At 38.0% G+C, this 26,175-nt stretch carries 20 protein-coding genes; 14 read left to right on the forward strand and 6 right to left on the reverse strand.

The window, feature by feature from the left end; translation table 11 throughout:
- Nucleotides 1-4 precede the first annotated feature (4 nt).
- The 13 genes from NQS30_RS11860 to NQS30_RS11920 all read left to right on the forward strand — a co-directional run bounded on the left by NQS30_RS11860 (nucleotide 5) and on the right by NQS30_RS11920 (nucleotide 20,905).
- Nucleotides 5-1,006: a tyrosine-type recombinase/integrase gene (locus NQS30_RS11860; RefSeq protein ID WP_014472041.1), complete on the forward strand. Its 1,002-nt coding sequence runs from the start codon at nucleotides 5-7 to the stop codon at nucleotides 1,004-1,006.
- Nucleotides 1,007-1,050: 44 nt separating this feature from the next.
- Nucleotides 1,051-1,266, forward strand: coding sequence for a hypothetical protein (locus tag NQS30_RS11865; protein ID WP_218791657.1), 216 nt, complete (start codon nucleotides 1,051-1,053; stop codon nucleotides 1,264-1,266).
- Between the two features lie 610 nt (nucleotides 1,267-1,876).
- Nucleotides 1,877-2,503 (forward strand): hypothetical protein, encoded by a 627-nt coding sequence (locus NQS30_RS11870; protein WP_095353061.1) that lies wholly within the window; start codon nucleotides 1,877-1,879, stop codon nucleotides 2,501-2,503.
- Nucleotides 2,504-2,566: 63 nt separating this feature from the next.
- Entirely contained in the window at nucleotides 2,567-9,466 is a 6,900-nt protein-coding gene (locus NQS30_RS11875; RefSeq protein WP_218791656.1) for a phage tail tape measure protein, read from the forward strand.
- Between the two features lie 43 nt (nucleotides 9,467-9,509).
- Nucleotides 9,510-10,271 (forward strand): phage tail domain-containing protein, encoded by a 762-nt coding sequence (locus tag NQS30_RS11880; RefSeq protein ID WP_108490756.1) that lies wholly within the window; start codon nucleotides 9,510-9,512, stop codon nucleotides 10,269-10,271.
- 15 nt (nucleotides 10,272-10,286) lie between these two features.
- Nucleotides 10,287-13,583 carry a DUF7359 domain-containing protein gene (locus NQS30_RS11885; RefSeq protein ID WP_232603454.1) on the forward strand — a complete coding sequence of 1,099 codons (3,297 nt, stop codon included), beginning with the start codon at nucleotides 10,287-10,289 and terminating at the stop codon, nucleotides 13,581-13,583.
- A 20-nt stretch (nucleotides 13,584-13,603) separates the two neighbouring features.
- On the forward strand, nucleotides 13,604-14,419 hold the full coding sequence (locus NQS30_RS11890; RefSeq protein WP_124692885.1) for a hypothetical protein: 816 nt from the start codon (nucleotides 13,604-13,606) through the stop codon (nucleotides 14,417-14,419).
- Between the two features lie 13 nt (nucleotides 14,420-14,432).
- On the forward strand, nucleotides 14,433-17,015 hold the full coding sequence (locus NQS30_RS11895) for a peptidase G2 autoproteolytic cleavage domain-containing protein (protein WP_232603453.1): 2,583 nt from the start codon (nucleotides 14,433-14,435) through the stop codon (nucleotides 17,013-17,015).
- Between the two features lie 173 nt (nucleotides 17,016-17,188).
- A complete protein-coding gene (locus tag NQS30_RS11900; protein ID WP_218791655.1) occupies nucleotides 17,189-18,235 on the forward strand; it encodes an N-acetylmuramoyl-L-alanine amidase in 1,047 nt (348 codons plus the stop codon).
- A 106-nt stretch (nucleotides 18,236-18,341) separates the two neighbouring features.
- Nucleotides 18,342-18,713: a hypothetical protein gene (locus tag NQS30_RS11905; protein WP_232603452.1), complete on the forward strand. Its 372-nt coding sequence runs from the start codon at nucleotides 18,342-18,344 to the stop codon at nucleotides 18,711-18,713.
- 12 nt (nucleotides 18,714-18,725) lie between these two features.
- Complete coding sequence (locus NQS30_RS11910; protein ID WP_218791653.1) at nucleotides 18,726-18,977, forward strand: phage holin; 252 nt, start codon at nucleotides 18,726-18,728, stop codon at nucleotides 18,975-18,977.
- A gap of 337 nt (nucleotides 18,978-19,314) precedes the next feature.
- On the forward strand, nucleotides 19,315-19,593 hold the full coding sequence (locus NQS30_RS11915) for a hypothetical protein (protein WP_022553060.1): 279 nt from the start codon (nucleotides 19,315-19,317) through the stop codon (nucleotides 19,591-19,593).
- Between the two features lie 151 nt (nucleotides 19,594-19,744).
- Complete coding sequence (locus NQS30_RS11920) at nucleotides 19,745-20,905, forward strand: response regulator aspartate phosphatase (protein WP_218791652.1); 1,161 nt, start codon at nucleotides 19,745-19,747, stop codon at nucleotides 20,903-20,905.
- A gap of 163 nt (nucleotides 20,906-21,068) precedes the next feature.
- On the opposite strand, the gene NQS30_RS11925 is transcribed toward NQS30_RS11920, so the two are convergent.
- The 4 genes from NQS30_RS11925 to NQS30_RS11940 form a co-directional block, all read right to left on the reverse strand.
- Nucleotides 21,069-22,319, reverse strand: a complete 1,251-nt coding sequence (locus tag NQS30_RS11925; protein ID WP_218791651.1) for a Y-family DNA polymerase — start codon at nucleotides 22,317-22,319, stop codon at nucleotides 21,069-21,071.
- The gene (locus NQS30_RS11930) at nucleotides 22,312-22,644 is read right to left on the reverse strand and encodes a YolD-like family protein (protein WP_122504362.1); all 333 of its coding nucleotides are present in this window, start codon (nucleotides 22,642-22,644) and stop codon (nucleotides 22,312-22,314) included. The genes NQS30_RS11925 and NQS30_RS11930 overlap by 8 nt, the downstream gene beginning before the upstream one ends.
- Before the next feature lie 227 nt (nucleotides 22,645-22,871).
- Nucleotides 22,872-23,645, reverse strand: coding sequence for a sporulation protein YunB (yunB, locus tag NQS30_RS11935; protein WP_218791650.1), 774 nt, complete (start codon nucleotides 23,643-23,645; stop codon nucleotides 22,872-22,874).
- A 129-nt stretch (nucleotides 23,646-23,774) separates the two neighbouring features.
- Complete coding sequence (locus tag NQS30_RS11940; protein WP_021493638.1) at nucleotides 23,775-23,978, reverse strand: hypothetical protein; 204 nt, start codon at nucleotides 23,976-23,978, stop codon at nucleotides 23,775-23,777.
- A 242-nt stretch (nucleotides 23,979-24,220) separates the two neighbouring features.
- On the opposite strand from NQS30_RS11940, the gene NQS30_RS11945 reads away from it, so the two are divergent.
- Nucleotides 24,221-24,310: a putative holin-like toxin gene (locus NQS30_RS11945; protein ID WP_076982784.1), complete on the forward strand. Its 90-nt coding sequence runs from the start codon at nucleotides 24,221-24,223 to the stop codon at nucleotides 24,308-24,310.
- A 292-nt stretch (nucleotides 24,311-24,602) separates the two neighbouring features.
- Here the strand turns inward: NQS30_RS11945 and NQS30_RS11950 are convergent, their stop codons facing one another.
- Both NQS30_RS11950 and NQS30_RS11955 read right to left on the reverse strand, forming a co-directional pair.
- Nucleotides 24,603-25,163 carry an SMI1/KNR4 family protein gene (locus NQS30_RS11950; RefSeq protein ID WP_218791649.1) on the reverse strand — a complete coding sequence of 187 codons (561 nt, stop codon included), beginning with the start codon at nucleotides 25,161-25,163 and terminating at the stop codon, nucleotides 24,603-24,605.
- Nucleotides 25,164-26,175 (reverse strand): Arm DNA-binding domain-containing protein (locus NQS30_RS11955; protein WP_350322291.1); only part of this gene is annotated, 1,012 nt, incomplete at its 5' end.

The following is a 26,175-nucleotide window of genomic DNA, read 5'->3' on the forward strand; positions in this document are numbered from 1 at the left end:
ATTAATGGCCAGAGAAATAAAACAAAACATGATGCGCTCTAGAGCCGAAAAGTTGCCCGAAGTCACGGATGAAATGTGGGGTCAGGTTGATGACGAGCATAGAAGCTTAACTCAAGAGTTTCTTGACGCCCACTCATTCCGAGATAAAACCAGGAAGCAATACAACTCCTCTCTTCGTCAGTTCTTCTGGTGGGTGCACAATTCCTTGAATGGGAAGAAGCTTTACAAAATATCTAAAAGGGATTTCATCAGATATCAAAGCTTCCTGAAAAATAGAGGGATGTCTTCAAGTGGAATAGCTTTAAAAAAGGCTGGAGTATCTTCTTTAAATAACTACATTGAAAATGTTGTTGCTGAAGATGACGATAATTACAAATCATTCAGGAACTTTACAAGAGGTCTCCCTGCCATCCCTAAAACAACCACGTATGAAAAAGTAAAGGTTACTTACGATGAATACAGAACAATGATGAAAGTGCTTGAAGAAGATAAAAACTATTTGGGGATGGCTTGGTTAGCTACTGCCTTTAATGTAGGTGCCAGAAGAGCTGAAATCATTCAGTTTAAAACCGAAATCCTGAATTATGAGATACCTGAAGGCCAATCTTATGTCATGGCTCACAAAGTTCTCGGAAAAGGAAAAGGCGAAGGAAAACCCCTCGACTACATGATTAACACAGAAGCTCTGGAATATTTGAAGCTTTGGCATGAACAACGGGGATATGACCATGAATATCTATTTACTACACAGTACGGTGGCCAACCAAGACAAATGTCAGAGGGTTGGGCTGACTATTTTTGTTCTGATGTTCTTTCTGATATCCTCGGTCGCCGCATTAACCCTCACCTCTTTAAGGCCTCCTGTATTACTTACCTTCTTGAAGTCAAGAAAATTAAGATTGAGCTCGTGAGTAAATATGTTGCACAGCATAATGACGTGTCTACAACAATTAAGCATTACGACCTTCGTGATTTTAAAGAAGAAAAGAATCAAATCTTCTCGTAAACATTATGAGTCTCTTCAATCCTCACCAAAGTTCAATTGAGAATATGCAACAGCAAATTAATGAATTGAACGAAGCTGTAGCTGAATTAACTAGGCTGCTTGATACTAAAGCAGATAAGAATCAATTCGGGTCTAAACAGATTGATGAATCCAAGATCAGTGACGGTAAAGTTCTTGTTTACAATGCAAACACCGGTAAACTTGAATACGGAAAGATTAAGAAAAGCTTGTTGGGAGACATATCAATTGATTTGCTTTAGCGACATTCTTTATGAAATCCCTCTTTTATGCAGAATCAAAATCCTTCGATTGAGGGGTTTTGCTTATGGATAAAACCTTAAACTTATTTCCATATTTGACGATAATATGGAGAGGTGAAAAATATGAATAAGACCATACTTAAACACAATTTAGTACAGATGGATAGTCGTGACCTAATCAAATATATACAAAAGGAATTCCCCCACTCAGGCGAACCTTACTCAGAACAAAAACGCAAATTTCAAATCCTGAAATCACTTAATCCATCAGATTTAACTTTAGCTATTTCTCGTATGACTCGAATTGAAGCATCCTTCGATCATACAAAAATGTGGACAGTTGGAAGTGTGCTCATAGGAACATGCTTACTATCTCTCAGAATTATGTTTAGTTTTAATTTGCTTTGGTATATTCTAATCGCAACATCCATTTGCCTTCTCCTACTTTTCATTGTACGAAAGGATAGGGATATTGTTATTACTGCAACATATTTTAAAGAGTTACTCGAGCAGATTAAGTCCGAAAAAGGAAAGTGACCCTCCCCTTTGCTGGTTCTAACCTTTTGGAAATCATGATATAATGTAGGAAAATAATACTGGTGGTGGTTGGATGATCTGGGCAATAGTTATTTTATTGATCATTGCTGCTTTTTTTATAATTGGAGACTTTGGAACAGACAAACAGAAAGAAATTGAGAAAAAAAAGTTGGTTGAAATTGAAACTGCCGGGAACTTCCCTGCTCAGTACAAGGGCATTTTAAATCCAGATAAAACAACAAAACTTACATTGGTTGAACCAGAAGATAAATTTGCAATCCATATGTTCAATCAAAATGGAGAGCTAGAAGAAAAAATTATACCCTTTGAAAAAATCATTGAAGCTGAGGTTTCAATTGATGATAACACAGTTACAAAAGTGTCCAAAGGAAGTCAAATAGCCGGTGCTGTTGTTGGTGGGTTAGCAGCAGGAAGTATTGGAGCATTAGTTGGTGGGTTATCTTCTAATAAGACAGAAACAAAGTACTTCAAAAAAATTGATTTAAAATTAAAGCTCGATGATTTCTCCTCCCCTATTTACAGATTTGATTTTCTGCCAAGCAAAGATGAATTTGGCCTAGAAAATGTAAAAGGGTTTAAACAGGATGATCCAAAAGTTAAAGATGCATTATCAAAGGCTGAAATATGGCAAGGGATTATGGAGATAGCAATACGGAAAGCAAACAAAGTCGCTCAATAATGAGTGGCTTTTTTATATGCCCTAAAAATCACTCTCCCCTATTCGAAAGGATGTGACCTATATTTGAGTCAAAATTTAAAGATCATACTCACACCTAAAGCTGATACTTCTTCAAAAACTGTCGAACAGTTAAATCAGCAAATTAAATCTCTAGAGAAAAAGCTTCGTTCCCTCAATTTAAAGACCAATATTGATGCCTCTGCTTTAAAGACTCTCAACGATTTCTCCTCTGCAGTTGACACTTATCAAAAACATCTCAAATCCTTCAATCAAACAGTTAAAGAAACCACAACGGTTACCAGAAATGCCGATGGCACTGTCGAAAAGCTGACGCAGCAATATAAGAAAAATGGCGAAATCATTCAGCGAGAAACAAAGACCATAGACAATCGTAATCAATCATTACGTGAACAAACGCAAGAAGTTAACAGGCTTGCTCAAGCGACAGAAAAGCTTGGTCAGGCACAGAAGAAAACAGAGCAAAAGAATGCTCAAGGACAAACGACGAGGGTTACTCAAAAGAACCGCAATGGCTTTGACGATATTACCTATACAACTGACCCAAAAACAAACGCTACAACGGCAAAAGTTACAACGAATTATGATCAGCAACGAAAAGCTATTGAACAATTAAAGCTGGATTTAGAAAAACTTAGACAGCAAGGAATTGTAACTGACACCACCCTCTCTTCCCTTGGACGGAAATTAAATACTGCTCAAACAGCACAACAAATTGAAGCATTACAAAACAGAATTAAAATGCTCGATGATAAGTCTGCTGCTGTGGCTAAAAATAATGAACTCCGAAAAACTATTGAGCTTTATCAACGCCAAGCGCAGGTAAACGCACAAAACCTTAATACGCGTTATGGCGATACGATGGGCGCTGGAAATAGACAAGCTATCCAAGAGTACCTCAATGCAGTTAATAGCCTTAATGTAAGTGCCGGCGGAAGCAATATCAGAGCTCAAATGCAAAGCTTGAACATGCAATACAGGGAATTGACTTCAAATGCGCAAGCAGCAGCTAGTCAAGCCTCGTCTTTTGGTGCGGAGCTAACGCAAGCTTTCAAAAGTATGTCTACATATTTAATCTCTGGTTCTTTGTTCTACGGCGCTATATCTGGACTCAAGGAAATGGTATCTCAGGCTGTTGAAATTGATACTCTAATGACAAACATCAGACGTGTGATGAATGAGCCTGATTATAAGTACAATGAGCTACTCGAGGAATCAATAAACCTAGGAGACACCCTTTCAAACAAGATCACTGACATACTCCAAATGACTGGCGATTTCGGGCGAATGGGGTTCGATGAAAGTGAACTGTCCACTCTAACAAAAACCGCTCAGGTACTTCAAAACGTCTCTGACTTGACTCCTGACGACACAGTTAACACTTTAACTGCCGCAATGTTAAACTTCAATATTGCAGCTAATGATTCTATTTCAGTCGCAGATAAGCTAAATGAAGTAGATAACAACTATGCTGTAACCACTCTTGATCTAGCCAACTCAATTCGAAAAGCAGGAAGTACTGCTTCTACTTTTGGTGTTGAATTAAATGATTTAATTGGATACACTACAGCAATTGGAAGTACCACTCGTGAATCAGGAAACATTGTTGGTAACTCATTAAAGACGATTTTCGCACGAATTGGAAACAATGATAGCTCAATTAAAGCCTTAGAACAGATCGGAATTTCTGTAAAGACTGCGGGTGGAGAAGCTAAGTCAGCAAGTGACCTTATCGGCGAAGTTGCAGAAAAATGGGACACTTTGAGTGATGCTCAAAAGCAAAATACCTCAATAGGCGTAGCCGGTATTTATCAGCTTTCAAGATTTAATGCAATGATGAATAATTTCTCTATTGCCCAGAATGCCGCAACGACTGCCGCTAATTCCGCTGGGAGTGCATGGAGCGAGCAACAGAAATACGCAGACAGCTTACAGGCAAGATTAAACAGGTTGTCAAATGCATTTACAGAAATGTCGGTTGCCTCAAGTGAAGCTTTCATATCAGATAGCATTGTTGTTTTTGCAGATGCGCTTAAAGGTTTAATGCAAATAAGTGCCCAAATAACTAAATCAGTTGGACTTCTTCCCCAAGTTATAGGAGCCGCTACAGCTGCAGTTATGCTTTTCAACACTTCCCTCCGTACAAGTGCACTTACCTCAGGAATGGCAATGGGAGCTACCCTTAAGAATTTAGCGCTCAACTTTAATGCTGTAACTGTAGGTGTAACTACTGCGTCTGCCAAAACAGTTATTTGGAATAGAATTGTAACAGCGTTTAGTACGTCACTAGCCGGGCTTAAAAAAGTAGCAATGACTACTGGAGCATTCTTAGCAGGTAGTTTTCTTCCAATGGCCGCAATGATTGGACTTGGTGTAGTAATTGAAAAACTCATTTCATCTTATTCAAAACTAAAACAAGCTAAAGAGGATTTTGAGCAATCAAAGTCTACAAGCATTGAAGCAATTACAACTAATAAAGATGAAACAGACAAACTAATAAGCCAATATCAAGACCTTCAAAAAGCTAAGGAAGCAGGTTCTTTATCATCTGAAAAAGAACAAGAATATTTACAAGTAACGCAGCAATTAGCACAAACATTTCCTATGCTGGTTTCCGGTTATGATTCTCAGGGCAATGCTATTATCAAAAATAATGAGGCATTAAAGGATGCTATTAAGTACACCAAAGACTTAGCCGAATTAAACAAAGAAGACATCAAAACAAGCACCAAAAGTGATTTCAAAGACCAGCTCAAAGAATTTGACAAATTAAAAGATCAGATCAACCAGTATGAGAAAATGGCAGATACGTACTCAAAAGGTAAAACTGTTTGGTCTTTCCTGGAGAATCCTTTTTCTAGTAACGATGATTACAAAAATGCAGGTGTTAAAGCAGAACAAGAAGCCAAAAGACTAGGCCAAAGTCTATCTGGTGTTCAGATTGAGATAAGGGAACAAGTTCAGAAAACGGTTGATGCTTACAACTCAATAAAAATTGACCCAAATATAAAGAAAGACATTAACGATGCATTTAGCAAAATTGATTTTACTAAGCTAAGTGCTGATGAACTAACCTCCTTTTCTAAAACTGTTTCTAATGACTTGGTAAGAATACAAGAGGCACTGAACTCTGGTGATAAAGGCGGATTTGCTTCCGCATCTAAGAGCCTTGAAGAACTCGTCAATCAATACATGACTGGTGAAAACAAGAATAATGGCTTGGTTCTCTCTTATGACAATCTAAAGGAAGCCATTGACTCTACAAATGATTCAGCAAAAACTGCAAAAGTAACATGGGATGAAAATGGTGAAGGTGTAGATGCATTAGGTGAGCAAGTCGGGAATTTATCTGACAAGCTCAAAGAAGCTAAAGGTGATTTTGAAGCAATTAAAGGAATCATCGATGATTTAGTTGAATCGAAGCAAAATGATGCTGCTATATCTGCTATTCAAAATGAAGCTTATGACACTATGTCTGACAGTATCTCCCCTTTAAATAACCTCCTTGAAAAAATGTCTGAAGGTAAAAGCATATCTGCAACAGAAGCCATGAAGTTAATTCAGAAAGAACATGATCTTGCTGATGCAATTTCAGTTGAAAATGGTGTTGTAAAAATCAACAGAAATGCAGTTGTTAAGCTTCGGGACACAAAACTCAAAGCTTACAATGATATGCAACAATCTGTAAGACAAGATCTAATTAATCAGGCTAATGCATTAAATAAAAAGATTAACATGTATAAGTCTGAAGTCAAGGCGATCAAGACTGTTCAAGACGCTTATAAAATGAAGTCTGAGCTTGAAGACAACAAGAAAAAGATATACGATGAACTTAAAAAAGGGAACAGTGGTGCGCTGCAGTTCCTACCGAAAACACAGGATGATTTAAACCAGGTCACTGATATCACCGATCAGCTTAAAGAGCTTGATAAACTAGCCGATTTGGCTTCAACTTCCCTATCCGAAACAGGAACATCTCTTGACGACCTTTCTTCTTCTAGTGATAAAGCCTCTGAGGAAATTAAAACATCTATGTATGTGGCTGATAAATACAAGGAAGCTCTGGAGAAAGTTAATGCTGAAGTCGAAAAGTACAATAAGCAAGTAAACGACTATCCAAAGTATTCTCAAAGTTATCGAAATGCCCTACAGAAAGAAATTAAAGCTCTTCAACAAAAGAAAAAGCTTATGCAGGAGCAAGCCAAACTCCTCAAGGATCAAATTAAGTCAGGGAACATTGCACAATACGGTATAGTTACCTCTTCCCTCTCCTCTGGTTCATCTTCTGGTAGTTCTTATTCTTCCGGTGGCGGGTCTTACTCCGGTAAATACTCCAGCTACATTAATTCTGCCGCAAGCAAATACGGTGTTGATCCAGCTCTAATTGCAGCTGTAATCCAACAAGAATCAGGATTCAATGCAAGAGCTCGTTCTGGAGCTGGAGCTGCTGGTTTGATGCAGTTGATGCCATCCACTGCTAAAAGCTTAGGCGTAAACAATGTTTATGATCCTTATCAGAGCATTATGGGTGGTACGAAATATTTAGCCCAACAGCTAAGCAAATTTGGTGGCAATGTTGAGAAAGCACTTGCTGCTTATAACGCAGGGCCTGGAAATGTAATTAAATACGGTGGCATCCCTCCTTTCAAAGAAACGCAGAATTATGTTCAGAAGATCATGTCAAACTACACCAAGTCAATGACTTCTGCTAATTCCTCCATTGCAAGCTACTACACGAAGAACAGCGCTTTTAGAATAAGTTCTAAGTATGGTGCACAAGATGGCGCTTACCGATCAACTCCACATAAAGGTATCGACTTCGCAGCGAAAGCTGGAACTGCAATTAAATCGGTTCAAAGTGGAAAAGTTCAAATTGCTGGTTATAGTAAAACTGCTGGTAACTGGGTTGTTATTCAGCAGGATGACGGAAAAGTTGCTAAGTATATGCATATGCTTGATACCCCTTCTGTTAAAGCCGGTCAAACTGTTAAAGCTGGCCAGACCATTGGTAAAGTTGGCAGTACGGGCAATTCAACAGGAAATCACCTTCATCTTCAAATTGAGGAAAACGGAAAGACGGTTGACCCTGAGAAGTATTTAAAAGGTGTCGGTACATCTATTTCAGATGCATCCCAAGCTGAAGCAGAACGACAACAAGCAATAGCACAAGCTAAATCCGACCTCCTCTCCCTCCAAGGTGATATTGACTCAGTAAACGATCAGATACAAGAGCTCAGATATGAGATCGTTCAATCGAAACTTGATGAATATGACAAGCGTATTGGTGATTTTGATGTAAGAATCGCTAAAGACAAAGCGCTCGCTAGTCATTACCTAAGCGACAGCAAAGAATTCCGCAAGTATACAAACGATCAGAAAAAAGCTTTAACTGAACAGCAAAAAATTCAGAGTCAGAAGGTTTCTTTTATTGAAAAAGAAATCAAAACAAACAAAACTCTGAACTCTGCCCAAAGAGCGCAACTTGCTGAAGAATTAAAACAAGCTAAGATTGATCTCATCAATTTCCAAGAAGAAGTAAGAGAACTTCAGGGACAGCTCATCCAATCTAAAGTTGATGAAACGCTTAACGGTATTGAGAAATCAACCAAGAAAACTGAATCTAAGCTTAAAGATGTTAGCAACAAAATATCCATGACCGAGGAAGATAAAGACAAGGTTAAATATTATAGCCAACAGATTAAGCTTATTCAACAGCAACAGACTGAAGCGAAGAAGTATATCAAACAGTTGGAAGCTCAAAAGAAAGCTGCTAAAGGGTTCCCTGATATTCAGAAACAAATTACTGAAGAGATAGAGAACTGGAAAGACAAGCAGAAGGATTACAATCTAGAGCTATACAACACAAAGAAATCAATTAAAGATGTGTACAAATCTCTTGCTGATGAAGTTGTCTCTATATACAAAGAGATGTACGAAAAGATGCGTGATATTGAATTAAAAGCGCACCAAAAAGCAACACAAGACTTGATTGATGAGATCGATAAAACTGATGATGAGGCTAAATACCAAAAAGAGCTCAAAGAAAAGAATCAGGCTATTCAGGAAACCAAAGATAAGCTAAACAAACTATCCCTTGATGACTCAGATGAAGCAAAATCACAGGTTAAAGACTTAGAAAAGCAACTTCAAGAACAACAAGAAGCATTAGATGAGTTTCTTAAAGATCGTGAAAACAGTAAGCGAAAAGAATCGTTACAAGATCAGCTTCAAAAAGATGAAGATTCAATTAACAAGAAATATGATGATCTCGTTAATGATGAACGTGGATTTAAGGAACTTGAGAAAAAGCTAATGGATGGGAAGATTACTGATATTGCTAAGCAACTGAATGAATTCTCTAAGTTCATTAACAGCAATATGGAGTCCATCGGTAAGAGTATTTCTAATAACCTGATTGACAAGCTTAAAGAAGCTTCTGACGCCCTTAATACTGTGACCAAGGGTAATAAAACTGGAAAAAAGGTATCTTCTTTTGCATCGGGTGGATACACAGGAACAGGACTCGGCGCAGGTAAGCTCGCCTTCCTACACGATAAAGAGCTCATCCTTAATAAAACCGACACTGCAAATATCTTGGATACAGTAAAAGCTGTACGTGAGAACAATACTCCAAGTGAAGAGGCACCTAAATGGGGTCAAGGTGGGAAATTAGCAGCCTTGATTAACAAAGGAATCACCACTATCCCATCAATAATTCCGAATATTAATCAATCGAGTCTTTCTAATAGTTTGGTACCGAGTATTCAAAACCTCTCTTCCCCACCAGATGCAGCTAAGTCAGTAAACGGCACTGTAAACAACAATGATTTTAAAGTTGAATTCACCATTAACGAATCAGGAAATCCTCAGAAAACAGCTGATTTTGTATTCAATAAATTTGCAAATGGTCTTAAAAACAAGGGCATAAATTTCAACAACTCATGAGCCAGTGTATATGCTGGCTCTTCTTATTTTGAGGTGATAAAAATTGATTAGAGAAAGCCTCTATTTTTTATTTAATGACGAAAAATCAAGTGACTATGGCGTCACAAATGTTAACACTGATTCAGGCTTGGTTGAAGAAGCGTTTTTAGGCTCAAGAACAGTTAATGAAACTTATGTAAAGGGTCGGCCTGAGCCCTACACTGAAGGCGTTAAACAGGAACCTAAGCAATTCCCATTGAATTTTTATCTCGGTGATCACTTTGATGAAAAGAATGTACGAGCAATTAAACGTTGGCTAAGTGTAGATGATTACAAGCCTTTTGCGTTTAGCCAAAACATTGATATCGTTTATTATGCAATGCCTGTAGACACATCTGATTTGGTTCATAATGCCGCTCGTAATGGATATGTCCGGTTAACTATGAAATGCAACTCCCCTTACGCTTACAGTCGAAATGCAATCACTCATGCATTTGATATATCCTCTGGTACTGAAATTGTTGAGTTGCATAATAAAGGCGATGTAAACATCTTCCCCTCTTTAGAAATATTGAAAATTGGTGATGGTGACATAAAAATCGAAAATCTCAGTGATTTCTCGGAACCATTCGTATTCAGCAACTTGAAAGATAAAGAACTCTTAAAAATAAACGGTGAAAAAGAAATTATCGAGTCCAATTTTTATGAGAATGAACGCTACGATGATTTTAATGACCAGTACTTGAGATTGGGCTTTGGAAGGAACAGATTAAAGGTTACAGGGAAATGCAAATTAAGATTTTCATTTAGATACAAGTATTTATAGGAGGGGGTTAGACATTTGATTACAATTCGTAAAGATACGGAAATTAAAGATATTCGTCTTTCCCTAGCCAAACCAAATAAAACAAAGATCGCAAATATTGATGAAGTAATCAACCCTATGATAACGCTCAATCACGGCAGCAATGTACACGAATTAACATTCTCAATCCCTTTAACTGCTACTTACGATGGTGTAAATAAACGGAATCATATTGTTGATCTATTGAGACCTTGGTACTTAATAAAATCAGAATTTTATGGACTTACAATCTGGTTTACAGTAGTCAAGAAAACCAAATCATACAGCAATGATATGGACACTATCCAGGTTGAATGCAAATCACTTCAATATGTACTTTCTAAGCAAGGTGTCATTAAGTATGAAGAAACTTCGAAAAACCTTAAAGAGGTCGCTACCGACTGCCTAAAAAATACTGAATGGTCTATCGGTTTTATTGATCCCCTCTTCAATTTAAAATACAGACAGTTTGATATTTCTTCTTCAAACAAGCTTGATTTTATGTATTCGATTTGTGAGAAATTCGAAGCAGTTCCTGTTTTTAATACAATTGACTGTACTGTTGATTTTTACAAAGAATCTGATGTGTCTAAATACAAGGGTCTCAATATAAGCCCTGCCCAATATATGATTTCTCTGGATGACATTGAGGATATGGATGATGTCGTTACAAGGATTTATGCTACAGGCAAAGATGGATTAAGCATCAACTCCGTAAATCCAACCGGACAATCATACATAGACGATTTTTCGTACTTCCTCTACCCTTTCCAGCGTGATCAGGAGCGAAATGTAATTCAAAGAAGCAATTACATGTCTGATGCTCTTTGTCATGCAATTTTAGATTACAATGACCTGGTTAATAAAGAAGGCAGCTCTTTCTACAAGCTTTTAGATGAGAAAAAGAAAGCCGAGGAAAAAGAAACATCATCGAATAATGACCTATATACGTTGCAGCTTGATTTCCAAAAGATATTGGACAGGATTACAGTTGCAAGTAAAGCCGGCGATGATACTACTGATTTAATAAAGCAAAGAGATGCTAAATCAAAAGAAGTTGAATCAAAAAAAGAAGAAATTAAAGCAATACAAGCTTCTATTGCACAAATTTCAACACAGATTACCGCCCTTAAAGATAAACTGTCTTTTGAAAAGAACTTCAGCACTGATCTCCAGAAGGAACTTTCAAAATACATTATTACAGCAGAATGGTCTAATGACAGTATCTTTGATGAGAATGAACTATATGATGCTGCAAACGAAGAACTTGAAAACCGAAATGCACCAGCTGTAAATCTTACATTAGGTTTAGTGAACTTTTTCAATTGCATTAGTGAAAAACATAACTGGGACAGGTTTTCTCTTGGCGACATCGTAAGGGTACAACAGAAAAGCTTCTATACCGATGTAAAAGCAACAATAACAGCTATTTCGATTGATTTTGAACAGTCCAACTTAAGCGTTACAGTTTCAAACGGTAAACGAGCTTCATCGGATTTTGAGAACATGCTCAAAACAGTTTATCGAACAAATAAAATCAGCACTGAGACAAACAAAAGGAAAATCAAGTACGATGAGGTTACTGAAAACTTCAACCGACGTAATGACAGGATTGCTGTTAAACCCGCCTCCCCTATTATTGCAAAGGACGGCACTGCTATTTCTCATACGACCAATGATGATGGTTCTGTTGATGTAACTTTCCAATGGGACTATGTTGAATCAGACGAAGATCAATACAATATTGATGGTTTTGAAATATATCTGCATGGAAGCAGCAAAAATGAAGAGTACGTTTTCGGCTCAAAAATGGCAAGTGAAGACCTGAAGAATGTAAAGTATGACAAACGAGCTACTACATTTACAGGACTCCCCTCCAATATGTACTACACAATTGGTATTCAAGCCTATCGACGAGTTGATGCAGATATTGAAATAACCCAGTTTATCGGATCTGACATCGTAAAATCCCTTCATCCAAACGAAAACCCCTACCTCCCTTCTCCTACTGTAGAAGTCAAGGGCAAGCTTAATGGTTCGAAATACACTGTCTCCTCAACTGAACCTGAAGAACCTGAAGCAAACGATTTATGGACTAATACGGTTACCGGTGTTGTTTCATCTTACGACGGCGAAAAATGGGTTTCCAGTGATCAAAAAACTGCCGAATTAGTTGAAACCACAGCAGCACAAGTTGACACTAAGCTCTCCGACTATGATAGTCGTGTTCAAAACATTGAACTCAATAACCTTTTGGTCAATCCCCTAAAATGGAAAGGCGGAAATGTTTCAGCTTTCGGCCGTAAATATTATGCCGATGTTAGTTATGACTCAACTGTTTTAAATTTAAATACAATCACTATTCCTATCCTTATTAATGCTGTGGATGCTTCAGACTCAAATCCAACTGTTGTGGACTACACTTATAACGAAGCGTGGGATATGATCCCTAAACTCAAAAATGATGGATACAACATTATTTTGGAACCGTATCCCTTCATCGCAAATGGAACGATAGCTGAAACAGATTGGATTCCTTCTAATCTAGACCAATGGTTCGCAGCATGGAATAACATCCTTCAAGACTTCGCTAAAAAATGCGAGCAATTTAAATTAGACGGTTTATACATTGCTTCAAACTTAGTTCACATGGAAGATTCAACAGAAAAGTGGAAATCAATTATTACGGGCCTTAGGAGTCTATTCCCAGGCAAGATACTCTACCGGACAAATTATTGGGTGACCGCTAATTGGGCTCCCGAAACGATTGCCGCGTATAACAAAAAGCTGAACAATCCTATATTTGGACTAGTCGATATTATTGCAATAGCAGCTTATTTTGAATTGACTGATAACCGTAATCCATCTGTAGATCAGTTAATTGATGCTATTTATAGCGTACCGTTATACGGACGAGGACAGAATATATTCAAGGAAATCAAAGCATTTTATGATAAATGGAATAAGCCGATCTTCTTTGGTGAGCTTGGCATCCCACCTTACAGTAACTCTCCTGAACAGCCCCATAACGCATTCGGTGACCTAGGGGAATACAATGAATCAATTCAGGCGAATTGGTTTGAAGCATGGGTTAGAGTTTTTCAAGCTCAAGATTGGTGGCAAGGGTATTCTATATACGCAATTTCAGATGAGAAGTCTGTGTACAACGTAATTGGCAGGAAAACTGAATCCATTATTAGAGGACAAACATTAGGTGGTACAAAGGGCAGACTGCAGAGCTTAGAAGAGAGAGTCGCACACTTAGAAGAATTGCTCAAATCAATTACACAATAAGAAAGGACGGTGAATTTAGTTTGGATTTTCCTCAGCTCTATAACGACCCCACCCTTTCTCAAAAAAGGAAGGGCTCAATCGATGACCCTTATTTAAGCTACAGTGAAACTTTAACTGTTTACAATGGTCGAGTCTTACTTACAGAAGTACCTAACCGTGAGTACAGGGTCGAGGTTAGTGGCGACAGTAAAGAATGGCGAGAAATTGAAGATGGTGAATTAGAAGACAACTACTTTAAGGTTGATTACCTTATGGGGGTTGTCTTTTTCAATGATTCAAATGAAGGTAAATCACTTACTTTTACATATCAAGGAGAAGGCGCATCCTTCTTCCCTGCCTCAAGGATTTGGATTAAACGGCAAGGAAATATGGTCATTGAAACACTTCAAGGCTTAATTGATGATGCTGAAGATGCCATTATTCGTATCAACGAACGTATTTCTGAATGTGAACGTGTCACCAAGCGATGTGTTGAAATAACAAATTGGTGCAGACAAGCAACATCAGATTATGAGTATGTAGTTGAGAACACTAGGAAGATTTACTTGCCGTTTGTGTACACCTATCAGGATTTATTAAGCACTTATCCTTCCCCTCAAATTGGTTGGACTGTCACTGTAAAAGAAACAGGCATTGAATATCGATGGGATGGTTTTGACTGGATAAATATTAGCGTCTCAGATAAGTATGATGGTTTCAACATTGTTTCTAGCTATGTAGAGCCTTACAACATCAGGTCAGTATGGTTGAGAACGAACAATGCTCCCAAAAAGATGAGGATAAAACCTTCTGTAGAACCCCCTGACGGAAGTATGGTTTGGATTAGAAAAGGATAAGGAGGAGTATATATTGAACGACAATTTAATTCCCGTAAACACAATGGGTTATATGGACGAAGAAACAGAGCAATGGATACCCATTGATGCTATAGGGTTAAAATCAAATAATATTAGATATACTGCAGACGATATTCAAGAGGCTTTTGATAAAGCTTCTAAGGATATTAAAAACGTAATAAGTACAGTCGATTCTGGCTTAACAGATATCACAAACACTATTGGAGACATTTCAAAAATCCCTGCATCCGGTGCAACAATTGTTGATAAAGTCCTAAATGAATTTATCAGACGAAGTGTCAATGTTCAGGATTTTGGAGCTAAAGGTGATGGTGTTACTGATGACACTGAAGCTTTCAAAACTGCCTTTGCAAGTGGAAAACGAGAGGTTTTTGTTCCGGCAGGGATTTACATGGTTCAAGGGTTGCACATCCCCTCTTATGTCAGACTTTATGGTGTTGGATCAGGGTCTGTTATCAAACTTCACCCAACTGCTGCTGGAACATCTTGTGTATTAACCAATAGTGACTACACAAATGGAAACGAATTTATCTTAATTGAATACTTAGACCTCGACTGGAATTTAGATAAAAATGATAACACCATTACAAACGGAACAAATGCGAACTGTGTGGGCATTGTTAACTCTAAATTTGTTCGGGTCAATAACGTCAATGCTCGTAATCCAGGTGTGCATGGTTTTGATGTAAGCTCCCCTGTTTGGAATTCTTCCACTGATGGAGCTGAACATTACCAACCCAACGGTAGCAAATATGTGTGGATTGAAAATTGTACTGCAACTAATTATGGGGACGATGGCTTCACAACTCACTATTCTGATTATATCTTCTTCACTGACTGTTACGCCTATGACGCTAATGGGTCTGCACACAGCAAAGGAGCTTCAAATTCAAACGGTTTTGAAATTGATGATGGTTCTAAAAACGTATGGCTTGTGAACTGTTACAGCCGAAAAAACTGTAGAGGTTTTGAAGTTAAGGCTCACAACAGAGCACCAGCAGCAAGAAACGTAAACCTAATTAACTGCTATTCCGAAAATGATATCCGCGCTTTCGACTTTAGACATATTGGCTTCCACCTAGCCTCCGAAAAAATCTCCACAAGTGCATTTGACATTAATGTCGTTAACTGCACTGCACAACATCCTATTTTCAGTGACCTTTATCAAGGTTTAAATCCTCGCGCACTTGTCATTTCCGCTTATAGAAATGTCAACGTATCAAACTTCAATGCAATTGGCGACCCGACATACGATTATAAGAATACTACAGTAATCTCTACTCAATATAAGAGCAAAAATATTAATCTAAGCAACATCACTGTTTCAGGGTTTACAACAGCAAGTAACGATATCTATGTAATCGGTGGAGCTCAAAAATCAGACAATGTAAACATCTCGAATGTAACTATTAACCAGTCTGCTTTAGTGGGTATTGCTGTGGGAAGTAGAGTTGACTCAGTCAATATTAATAATGTTAACATGACGGGAACAAACAAAGCAGGTTCGATAGGTGTTTACTGTACTAACTCCCAGGTCAATATTAGTGCTGCGATGTGCGAACAATACGCTACTCCCAGTAAAATTGCCGGGAAAACCTACGCATTTATCCCGAATAATTTCAAAGGTGGTACACGGATTGCCACGACTTCCGGCTACGCTAAAACAAATACTAGCGTCGTAATGGCATCTTCAGGTGGCGGACAAGCAACTGGTGACGCTTCTGCCGTTATTGCAACAACTGGCGGTTCTAAAGCAGAAGGGCCACGTAATGCAGTTATTGCGTCCTCTGGAGGATCTAAAACAACTGCAGAAGGAAGTCGTTCATTGGTTGTTGCATCAAATAATTCCTCCATTGAAGGATCAGGATCTTCTAGGGTTGTTATTGGGTCACAATCTGTAGTAAACAGAAAAGGTTATACCACTATATGGGGATATGGAACATCAGATACCCCTTCCACCTCGAACATTAAAATAGAACATGATGCGATGAGAGGAAATGTTGCCTTAGCCGGTCAGGTTAAAGGTGCTTCAACATTTGCTGATTATGCGGAGTATTTCGAATCTGCAGATGGAAGAGCAATTCCTACCGGATATATGGTCACACTTGATGGGGACAAAATTAAGAAAGCGAATCTCGGTGACAAGGTATTAGGGGTTATATCTGAAACAGCTGGTATTGTGCTCGGAGAGTCTTTGTTTAATTGGCAAGGAAGATACCTCAAAAATGAGTTCGGCGGTCTTATTTATGAAGATACGGATGTAACATTTGTGGATTCAGAAGGTATGCAAAGAACAGAAATAAGACGGTTACCAAAAGAAAACCCCAACTTCAACGCCAATGAAGAATATGTTCCACGATCTGAGCGTCCTGAATGGAATATAGTCGGTATGTTTGGACAGATATTCGTTCGCATTGATGAAACAGTTCAAAACGACGACAGAATTGTACCTAAAGCCGGAAAAGGATCAAAATCCTCTGATGCTTCAGGTTATCCGGTAATGAAAATAACAACACCTTATACAAAGGAAAGAGGATATGGTGTCGCTGTTTGCTTAATAACACCCACAGTTTAATTTAGTGTCCTCTTTAAAGGAGGTGGTTATGTTCTAGTTAAAATATAAATTTTATTCAATTTACAGCATTCAAAAACAGAGATAACAAGAGCATACGTGAGATAAAGAGAGATTGGGATTTGTCCCCTTCTCTCTTTTTTGTGCTCAAATTTAATTTAGGAGAGATGTTCAATATGGCTATTCAAGTAAGAGAAAATCTTGTCTCAACCAGCAAATACTCTATTAAGTGTCCGTATACGTTATCAGCCTCTTATATTACATTTCATAACACAGCAAATGATGCATCTGCAGACGCGGAAATTCGTTACATGATTGGCAACAACAATGAAGTTTCTTACCACTTCGCAGTCGATGATGAAGAGGTTGTTCAAGGGATTCCTACAAATCGAAATGCATGGCATACAGGTGATGGTTCAGGTGTGAATTCAGGAAACCGGACTTCTATTGGTGTAGAAGTTTGCTACTCTAAATCGGGCGGAGAACGCTATAGAAAAGCTGAAGCGTTGGCAATTAAGTTTATTGCACAACTCCTTAAAGAACGTGATTGGGGCGTGGATCGAGTTAAAAAGCATCAAGACTGGTCTGGTAAGTACTGTCCGCATCGGGTTCTAGATGAAGGACGTTGGAATGCTGTTAAAGCTGCTATTGCTGCTGAATTAAAAGCACTGGATGGAAATACTTCCTCCTCATCTTCAAAGCCAACAAAAATTGTTAAAACAAATGGTTCTTATGTTAAAAACACAGTTATCGCTGACAGTCTCAATGTGAGAACTCAACGCAATGCAAACTCCTCTGTCGTACTTACCCTCCCTAAAGGCTCCACTGTCCAATACCAAAAAGGATCAACTCAAAATGGTTGGGGATATATCAAATATACAAACTCTAAAGCTGCTACATACAGCGGTTACGTAAATGTGAAGTACATTAAAAGTGATGCTGAACTTGGACAATCAACCCCAAAGCCTAAATCCACTTCTAAGCCTAAAAGCAGTGGTATCAAATCTGTAGGCAAAATTAAAATTGTCGGTGTACAAAGCGCTGCAATCGTTATGGACAGACCCGATAAAAACAAAGCAAAGAACCTCGGCACTGTAAAGCTAGGTGACACACTCAGCATTTCTGGCTCAGTGAAAGGTTCAAACAATGCTAAAGGTTACTGGGAAGTGATCTATAAAGGTAAACGCGGCTACATCTCAGGACAATTCGGGTCAAAAATCTAAATATATTTAAAAATCTTTAAGGATATTTGTAGCTCAAAGTGTATTAATGATTATTTAGGAGGTAATGTCACATCACCTCCTATTTTTTATGGAGGATGATTGCATTGTGGCTGAAAAAGAAAATTATGAAGTTTTAAAGACCGAAGTCGCTCATATAAAAGAACGTCTTAAAGAACAAGCAGAAGATAGAAAAATCATGTTAGAAACACAAAAAACAACAAGTGAATCGCTCATTAGGCTTACCACTGTTGTTGAGAATCAGGAAAAAAACCTTGTTGAAACAAAAAATTTGTTCACCACTGAGATAGCTGGACTAAGAAATGAATTTCAGCAAGTTAATCAGTCGCAAACAAAGTGGCTTCAAAACTTATTAGAAGGAACATTCGGCAAGACATTAAAGATTTTAGTTCTAATTATTCTCTTACTGCTTGGTGCAGAGATCGCTGGTGTTGATATCACCAAATTAGCTAATATATAAGGAGACGATTTAATGACTAAAATTAACTGGAAAGTAAGACTAAAAAAGAAAACATTCCTGGTTGCAATCTTCTCTGCAACTCTTTTGTTTGCACAAGCAATTGCATCTGCATTTGGATACGACATTTCTGTGTTTAGCGATGATCTCACTGAGAAATTTAATGCTTTACTTACGTTTTTAACTGCAATGGGGGTTGTAGTGGATCCAACCACTACAGGTATCTCAGATAGTGATCAAGCAATGGAATACAAAGAACCAAAATAACTCGGGGAGTTTATCTCCCCTTTTTTCGTTTTTAATTAAGAAAGGAATGATTGTTGATCATGCAAATAGGATCTGGATATATCGGGAGTCCAATGCTTGAGAAGTCAACGTCTAACCATGAAGTAATCCCTTCCCCACCTGCAACCTGGACGATTAAATATTCCTTCTATAAGTTCAGCTTTTCGAATGATCAGGAATGTCATGTATCAATCAACGGTGGAATTCCTATCTATTTAAGAGCTGGGCAAGGCTTTCAAATGGACGCTCATGATTCACCTATCACAAGCTTCAAGATTTCTGAGTCAGGAATAACATATAACTTTTTGGGGGCGCATAAATGAGTTTCTTCAATCCAATGGTTAATGTCTCAATTGTCACTGGGAAGTCTGCTTATGATATTGCAGTAGACAATGGTTTTTCAGGAACTGTAGAGGAATGGTTAGCATCATTAAAAGGTGAAAAAGGCGACACTGGAGCTACAGGTGCAACCGGGGTTAAAGGTGCTACTGGCGCTGCCGGTAAAGATGGAAAATCAGCATATGAATTAGCCGTTCAACAAGGTTTCTCAGGAACATTAGATGAGTGGCTTGCCTCACTGAAAGCAACAGCAAACTGATCACGTACCCTTCTCTAACGAGGAGGGTATTTTTTTCGTTTCGTTCACAATCAAATTATTGGTTTGTTTTTAATTTTCACTCAAATCCCCTTTACATTTCTTTCCTCTAATGCAACTATATAATAAAATGGATATGAAAGGGGTTTAGGACTTGAAGAGTGAAAAGGTCATTCCTTATGATTTAGTAGCAACAAAGATGAATCATTGGTATGTGGCTATTAAAAAGAATTGGGTCGGTAGAGCAGAAGATATGCGTAAAGAAGTTATGCAGGAAATAAAAGTTATGGAAGAAAACCAAGATGTTTTACTATACTACTCCCTACTTGAGTTTAGACATAAGCTAATGTTGGCATATATGTACCCTAACGCTATAAAAGACATTGAGAAAAATTATGGTGAGTTAAAAGCATATGAAGGTCATGAAAACTTAACAGGAATGCTCGAATATTACTATTATTTTTTCATGGGCATGTTCTATTTTAGACAAAAGGAGTTGGCTTTCTCCCTTAATCACTATAGACAAGCTGAGAGGTATTTGGATTCAATTGAGAGCGAAGATATTGAAGTTGAAAAAGCTGAATTTTATTTTAAATTGTCAGAAGTGTATTACCACATGAAACAGACTTATTTTTCAATGAATTATGCCATGAGGGCTTACGATATATTTAAAAAGCAACCTGTTATTGACGGTAACCCTACATACGGGGTACAAAAGGTACGCTGTCAGTTCGTCATATTTGGTAATTTATTGGACAGTATGAAGTTTGATGAAGCTTTAAAGCAAGCATACAAAGCGTATCAGGAAGCAGTAGAGCTAAACAAAAGTGAAAAGAATCGTGGGCATTTGATGCGTTCAGCACTGTTTAATATTGGATTATGTTATAATCAAATGGAAGAACTTGATAAAGCATTTTTTCACTTTAATAAGTCACTTCAAATCATTGAGCCGGAAAATCATGATTACGCTGCTAAAACATTATTTGTTATCTCCTTCTTAAAGGGAAGGCAAAATGACATTGAAAACGCAAAAAGATTTTATGAACAGGCCAAACAGTTGGCTGAACGGCATAACAATGAAATGGTACTTGAAAAGTTAAAAATGGTTAAAGGACTTTTCTTGGACTATGATTTAGACTTAGTTAGGAAAACATTCGAGTTCTTCAAAGAAAGAAGTATATACCCTGACATGGAAAGTTATGGTGTCTCTGTAGCAGATTTTCTAACTGGAAAACAGGATGCTTGGGGTGCAGTTGAATTTTATCGTTTGGCAAATGAAGCAAGAAGACAAATCAAAAGGGGAGAAGCAATATGAAAACTAAGCTATTTATTTGTGCAGTTCTATTATTCGGCGTTGCCGGAACAGTGGGTGCTTCCTATCTCCAACAACAAAATGATACGTTCAAGGTTGCTGAAAGAGCCGAAACGTGAAAAACTAATGACTTTGTAAGGAGAACAGAGGGAACGACTCTCTGTTCTCATGATTTATGTCCACCCGTCAAACCTGCTCTATGCAAAGCTGTGCCTCCAGGTGTATAAGAAACAGCTCGTAAGATCGCTTTAGATCCGTATTTGTTTCTTATCCCGTCCATAACAAATCCAAGCTTTCTTCTCTTCTCATTATCTTTTTCAAACAGACTTAATTGTTGATTTACATCATCCTCAATATTGGATAAGGTAACTGAAACACTTCGTACCGTTTTGCCTGTATAGAATTTATCAAAAAGCATCAAGCAATATCGATAAATGTCCATTGTTATATTCGTGGGAAGATCAATTGTTTTAGCTCTGTGAAAGCCACCGCCGAACTCATCTTTACTGTAACCAATTCCTAAGCTGATCGTACGCCCTACTTTATTATGCGTTCGCGCTCTCCGTGCAACCTCTTCACAAATCTCCAAGAGAACCGCCTTGATATCCTCTTTCTTCGTATAGTCTCTAAGCAATATCTGACTTTTCCCGTAACTAATCTGTCCCTGCATCAAAGGAGCTCCAATTTCAGAAAGATCGATTCCATGAGCATGATAATAAAGCTGATTGCCCATAATGCCGAATCGTTTTTCAAGCAGCTCTAATGGATAATTAGCTACTTGACCAACAGTTGAAATCCCCATCCTGTTTAAATTCCTCTCCATCCTCCCTCCTATTCCCCACATTTCAGATAACGGATGAACACGCCAAAGTTTTTTCGGAACATCTTCGTACCTCCATCGTGCTATCCCATTCTTTGTTTTCTTGCTCTCTAAATCAAGAGCTAACTTGCTCAGTAGCATATTGTCACCAATACCAACAGTACAAACTAAGCCGAACTCTCTCTTCATACTGCTCTGAATCGCCTCTGCCATGGCTTCTGGATTTTCTTTTCCTGCATCTAAAAAAGATTCATCAATTGAGTACGTGTGCACACATGTTTCAGGAACGAACCTGTAAAACAATTTAGTGATCTCAGTTGAAACTCTGATGAAAAGTTTCATTTGCGGATTTACTATGTGAATTCTTGGATCATCTGGAATCTCAAATAACCGGGAGCCAGTCTTGATTCCATAATCTTTTTTAAGTGCAGGAGATGCTGCTAAGACAACACTTCCCTGTCTTTCTGTATTCCCGACTACAGCGAGATAACATGTCATTGGATTCAATCCCATTGTTACAGCTGAAACCGACGCATAAAAGGATTTCATATCTACACAAAGTATATTTTTACGTGGAAACTGTGAGTAATCAATCATTGTAAGCAACTCCTATGATGTCATTCATGGTGATGTATACGGTTTTATCGTGATGATCTTTTACATGTAATTTGTGTTGTTCGTAATTGAGATATTGGACTGTACCGATTAAATCCTCAGCAACCCCTTCTTTAAAGAGCTTAAACTTCAGTTCTTTATTCAATGCCATTGCTTCAGAAACCAAGATGTCAATCTCCTCAATTTGTTGTTCATCTAAAGATGGCTTCTCCATTTTCGAAACATCTAACAAGTCCTTTTTTAGTTGTGTTAAATGTTCTGGAAGCATCATGGAAGTCCATTTGATTGTTCCTCGATCTCTAAGCATTTTGAATCACTCCTTTATTGATCTAATATTAACAGAACAAACGTTCTTTATTCAATATAAATAAGAACGATAGTTCGATGTAATTGTTGGAAATGACTAATCATTAAATATCCACTAGCCTTTATGAGCTGCTCTAGTCGAAGCATTGAATTATCTCCAAGAGCGAAAAGAAATCCGCAGGAAAAAGTAAACACACAGCCGCATTCTTTTCTGGCAGCTGTGTGTCTTTATTTGTCTTTATCGGCTCCGGATTTCTCCTTTTTTTCATTCGGTAGCTGAATGGAAGGCGTGACACCTGATCCGCCGCTTCCGTTATAAAACTGCGGCACCTCTCCTTGAATCGCTTTAATGGAGACCGGAATATTATTTGTCACGACTGATGTCTTACTGGCAAACGGAATAATGACCTTCACTTTAATTTCCACAAAAATACTGATATCAATCAGGGCATTGTTGATGCCGTACGGTTTTATTTTTGTTTTCACATCAGTTAACGCATCACCGATCAGGTTAAAGCGCACGGGGATTTTCGGCCCGAGATTTCCGAGAATGCTGTTTCCCGTGACCTGCCCTAAAGGGATGTTAATCATAATTTCATCGGCCGTTTTTGCGCCTTTTTCTGTTTCATGCTGCTTATTGTTCGACTCCACTTCCTTCAGATGAGCCTGGAGCTGCTTTGTCACTTTCGCCTTCATACTGTTGACCATTTGTGTATTAAAATCCATCGTTGTGACTTTTCCGTTTTCATCCGTTTTCATATCGACCATATCTTTCACATTGTCGCTGTGAGACATGTATTCTTCAATGGATTCCGTAATGACCTCTGTCGCCACCCGTTTGGTTTCCATTTCTCCTATGTTCATCAGCACTGGTTTGATTGAGGAGTTGATCATCCAAAGGCTGATGACCGTCGATATGATAAAAAAAGTAAACGACAGCAGAAGCACATACCGAAAAGGCAAAGGCCCTCTCTTGCGAAGAGCGCTCCGGTATCTAGGCAAGAAAAATCCCCCCCTTACATATCACAATGTATGCTTGTAAGGGGGGACATAGTAATTTATTTTCACACTTAAAAACTCCAACCTAAAGCATTGTTTTCCTTTCGGATCACGCAAATGAAGGGCTATTTTTTATATCCTGCTTATTTTCGTTTTTCTAATCCTTTTTCTTTTCATATCTTCATTAGATATTTTTGTTTGCATCTCCATAACACTTAATTGGCTTTTTAATATCTTAATGTCTTGTTTATTGAGCACTGGAGGCACATTTATTTCTGCCCTTTTGCCACTTGTTAATGAAAACTTTAAAACCTGTTTAGCTAAAGTAAATTCCAACGTCAGATTCTCCTTTAGTTAATTTCAACAATTTAAAATTATAAGAGCCTAGAAGCACTTATACAATAAAGGTTACATGATATTGTCTTAATCATCAAACTTTGATTTTCAATTGACTGATTCAGCTTGGTAATCTGTTTCCTACAATCACAGACATATATTTGGAATTAGTGTATAATGATTCCTGTACATTAAGTTTGCTCACTCAAGGGAGTCTTGCTCATCCCCTACGAAAGGGGGTGATGCTTATGTCAACATTTCAGGCATTAATGTTAATGCTTGCATTCGGGTCGTTTATAATCGCCCTGTTGACGTATATAAATAAAAAATAGACCTCCCTTGAGACTGGAATCCTGAAGAGGTCTATCACGAATAACCGCTGAGCAAGCCCTTTGATGGGCAGCTTTTTGTACAAAGCCGGGGTGTTGGTAGCACCCTGGTCTTTTTATTTTATGCATTTCACAAATCAAAATGCACAAATAATCATATAACTGTATTACCTACACTAATTATAACCACATAAAAATGGTATTTGCAATACTATTGCTTTATGGATTAAACCACTTTCACTTTGATTGAGAATCCTTGCTCCTGCTTACCTCATCACAATTGCAATACTTTTGCTTAACTGTTTAATAAATCATCATCTAGCTCAATAGATAAAATACCATCGTCTTCATCATCCTCATCTGATACCTCTTCAATAAACAGACTTTGAATGAAGTCAGAGAAAGAATTTGCGACCAAAAATGTGTCTTTTACTCCATTTGTCAATTCATGATCCCAAAAATAAACTTTCCCTGCTTCTTCTCCTTTCACACCAAGACAAATTTGATCCCCTCCGTCACCATCAGCAATCGGTATAATCCAGTCCGGCATTTGTTCTGAAAGATCCTCTTTTAATTTGATAATATTAGCATCATTGTTATTAAGACCGTAGAAATATCCCAACCGGAGATTACCGTTATCTGCTAGTGGGTTGTCCTCTAAAACAGGGAAAAGCACATTATCTTCCTCTATCCAGCATTCCCCGTACAAATTGAGAAACTCTTTATAATCATCTGTTATATCGAAAGAATTTTCGTCCTCAAACTTTTTAAGGACTTGATGAGAATTTATGTTCTTATCAAGTCTTATATCTAAATTAAATTCACTCATTTTTTTCTTGATTGCCTGTAAGCCCATTTAAAATCCTCCTCTTAAATCAGATGCCGAACCCACGTGTGGTATATTACCATGCAAATCCATAGGGATTAATTGGATGGTGTTATTGTCTAAATGATGCGGTGTTAATCTAACTACTTCTTTCAGCCATTTTTCAGCTTCTTTTTGGGTTTTAAAGCCTTTCATTTTTTGAATACGTTTATAAACTGCTGGAAAATCCTTTTTAGTACCTTTCAGTTCTCCTGGTTTAAACTTAATCGTCCCTTTGCTCCACGGTGTAAAAATCGGTCTGCCATCTATAAAAGTGACTGGTTCTCCTTTAGTAACTGCATTAACGTCTGGTCTATCTGAGTGCCATTTACCGTTACCAGGAGTCCCTTCCCACCTCCCATGATTTCTGGGCAACCTTGTTCTAGGATTGGCTGACTTTATTAATTGAAGTAGACGATTCTTTAAATTTTCACTGTTAACTACATTATAAGGAACTCCTCCAGCCGGAACAACATCATAACGAGGATTATATGGCAATAAATCAGCAATTGAGACATCTTTCAGCTTCTGGCTTGCTTTACTGACTTTAGAGGTGACTTTTCCTGCTACATCTGCTTTTGTAAGTGAACCGGCTCCCTTTGTGCCTACTACAGAGGTAACTACTGTACCTATTGCATATGTCACCCATCTTGATCTGGAATACGCATCTCCATTTACCATATCCTTTTGATATGATTCCTCAATAGCTGTTGAAATGGCATTATACGTGTTAATTGGATGAGCAACTGCCCCTATGATACCTTCGACAACTTCATCAGGTTTGCTGATCAGCTGCCATAAACCGGTTACCGTGTCTTTCCCGACATCATAAAGACCGACGCCAGCCCCTTTTAAAATATCCCAAGTCACTTCTCCGGCTTCTTCCATCTGTTTTGCTTGTTCAAGCTGAATGACATATTGCTGCTGGGAAGGTTCAAGGTTTTCGTAACCGATTTTCTTCGCAATCTCTAAGTATTCATCCGGATCAGTTACTCCGTCAGCG

Origin of the sequence: Bacillus sp. B1(2022), from assembly GCF_040259625.1 — a bacterium.
Taxonomy (GTDB): domain Bacteria; phylum Bacillota; class Bacilli; order Bacillales; family Bacillaceae; genus Bacillus; species Bacillus velezensis.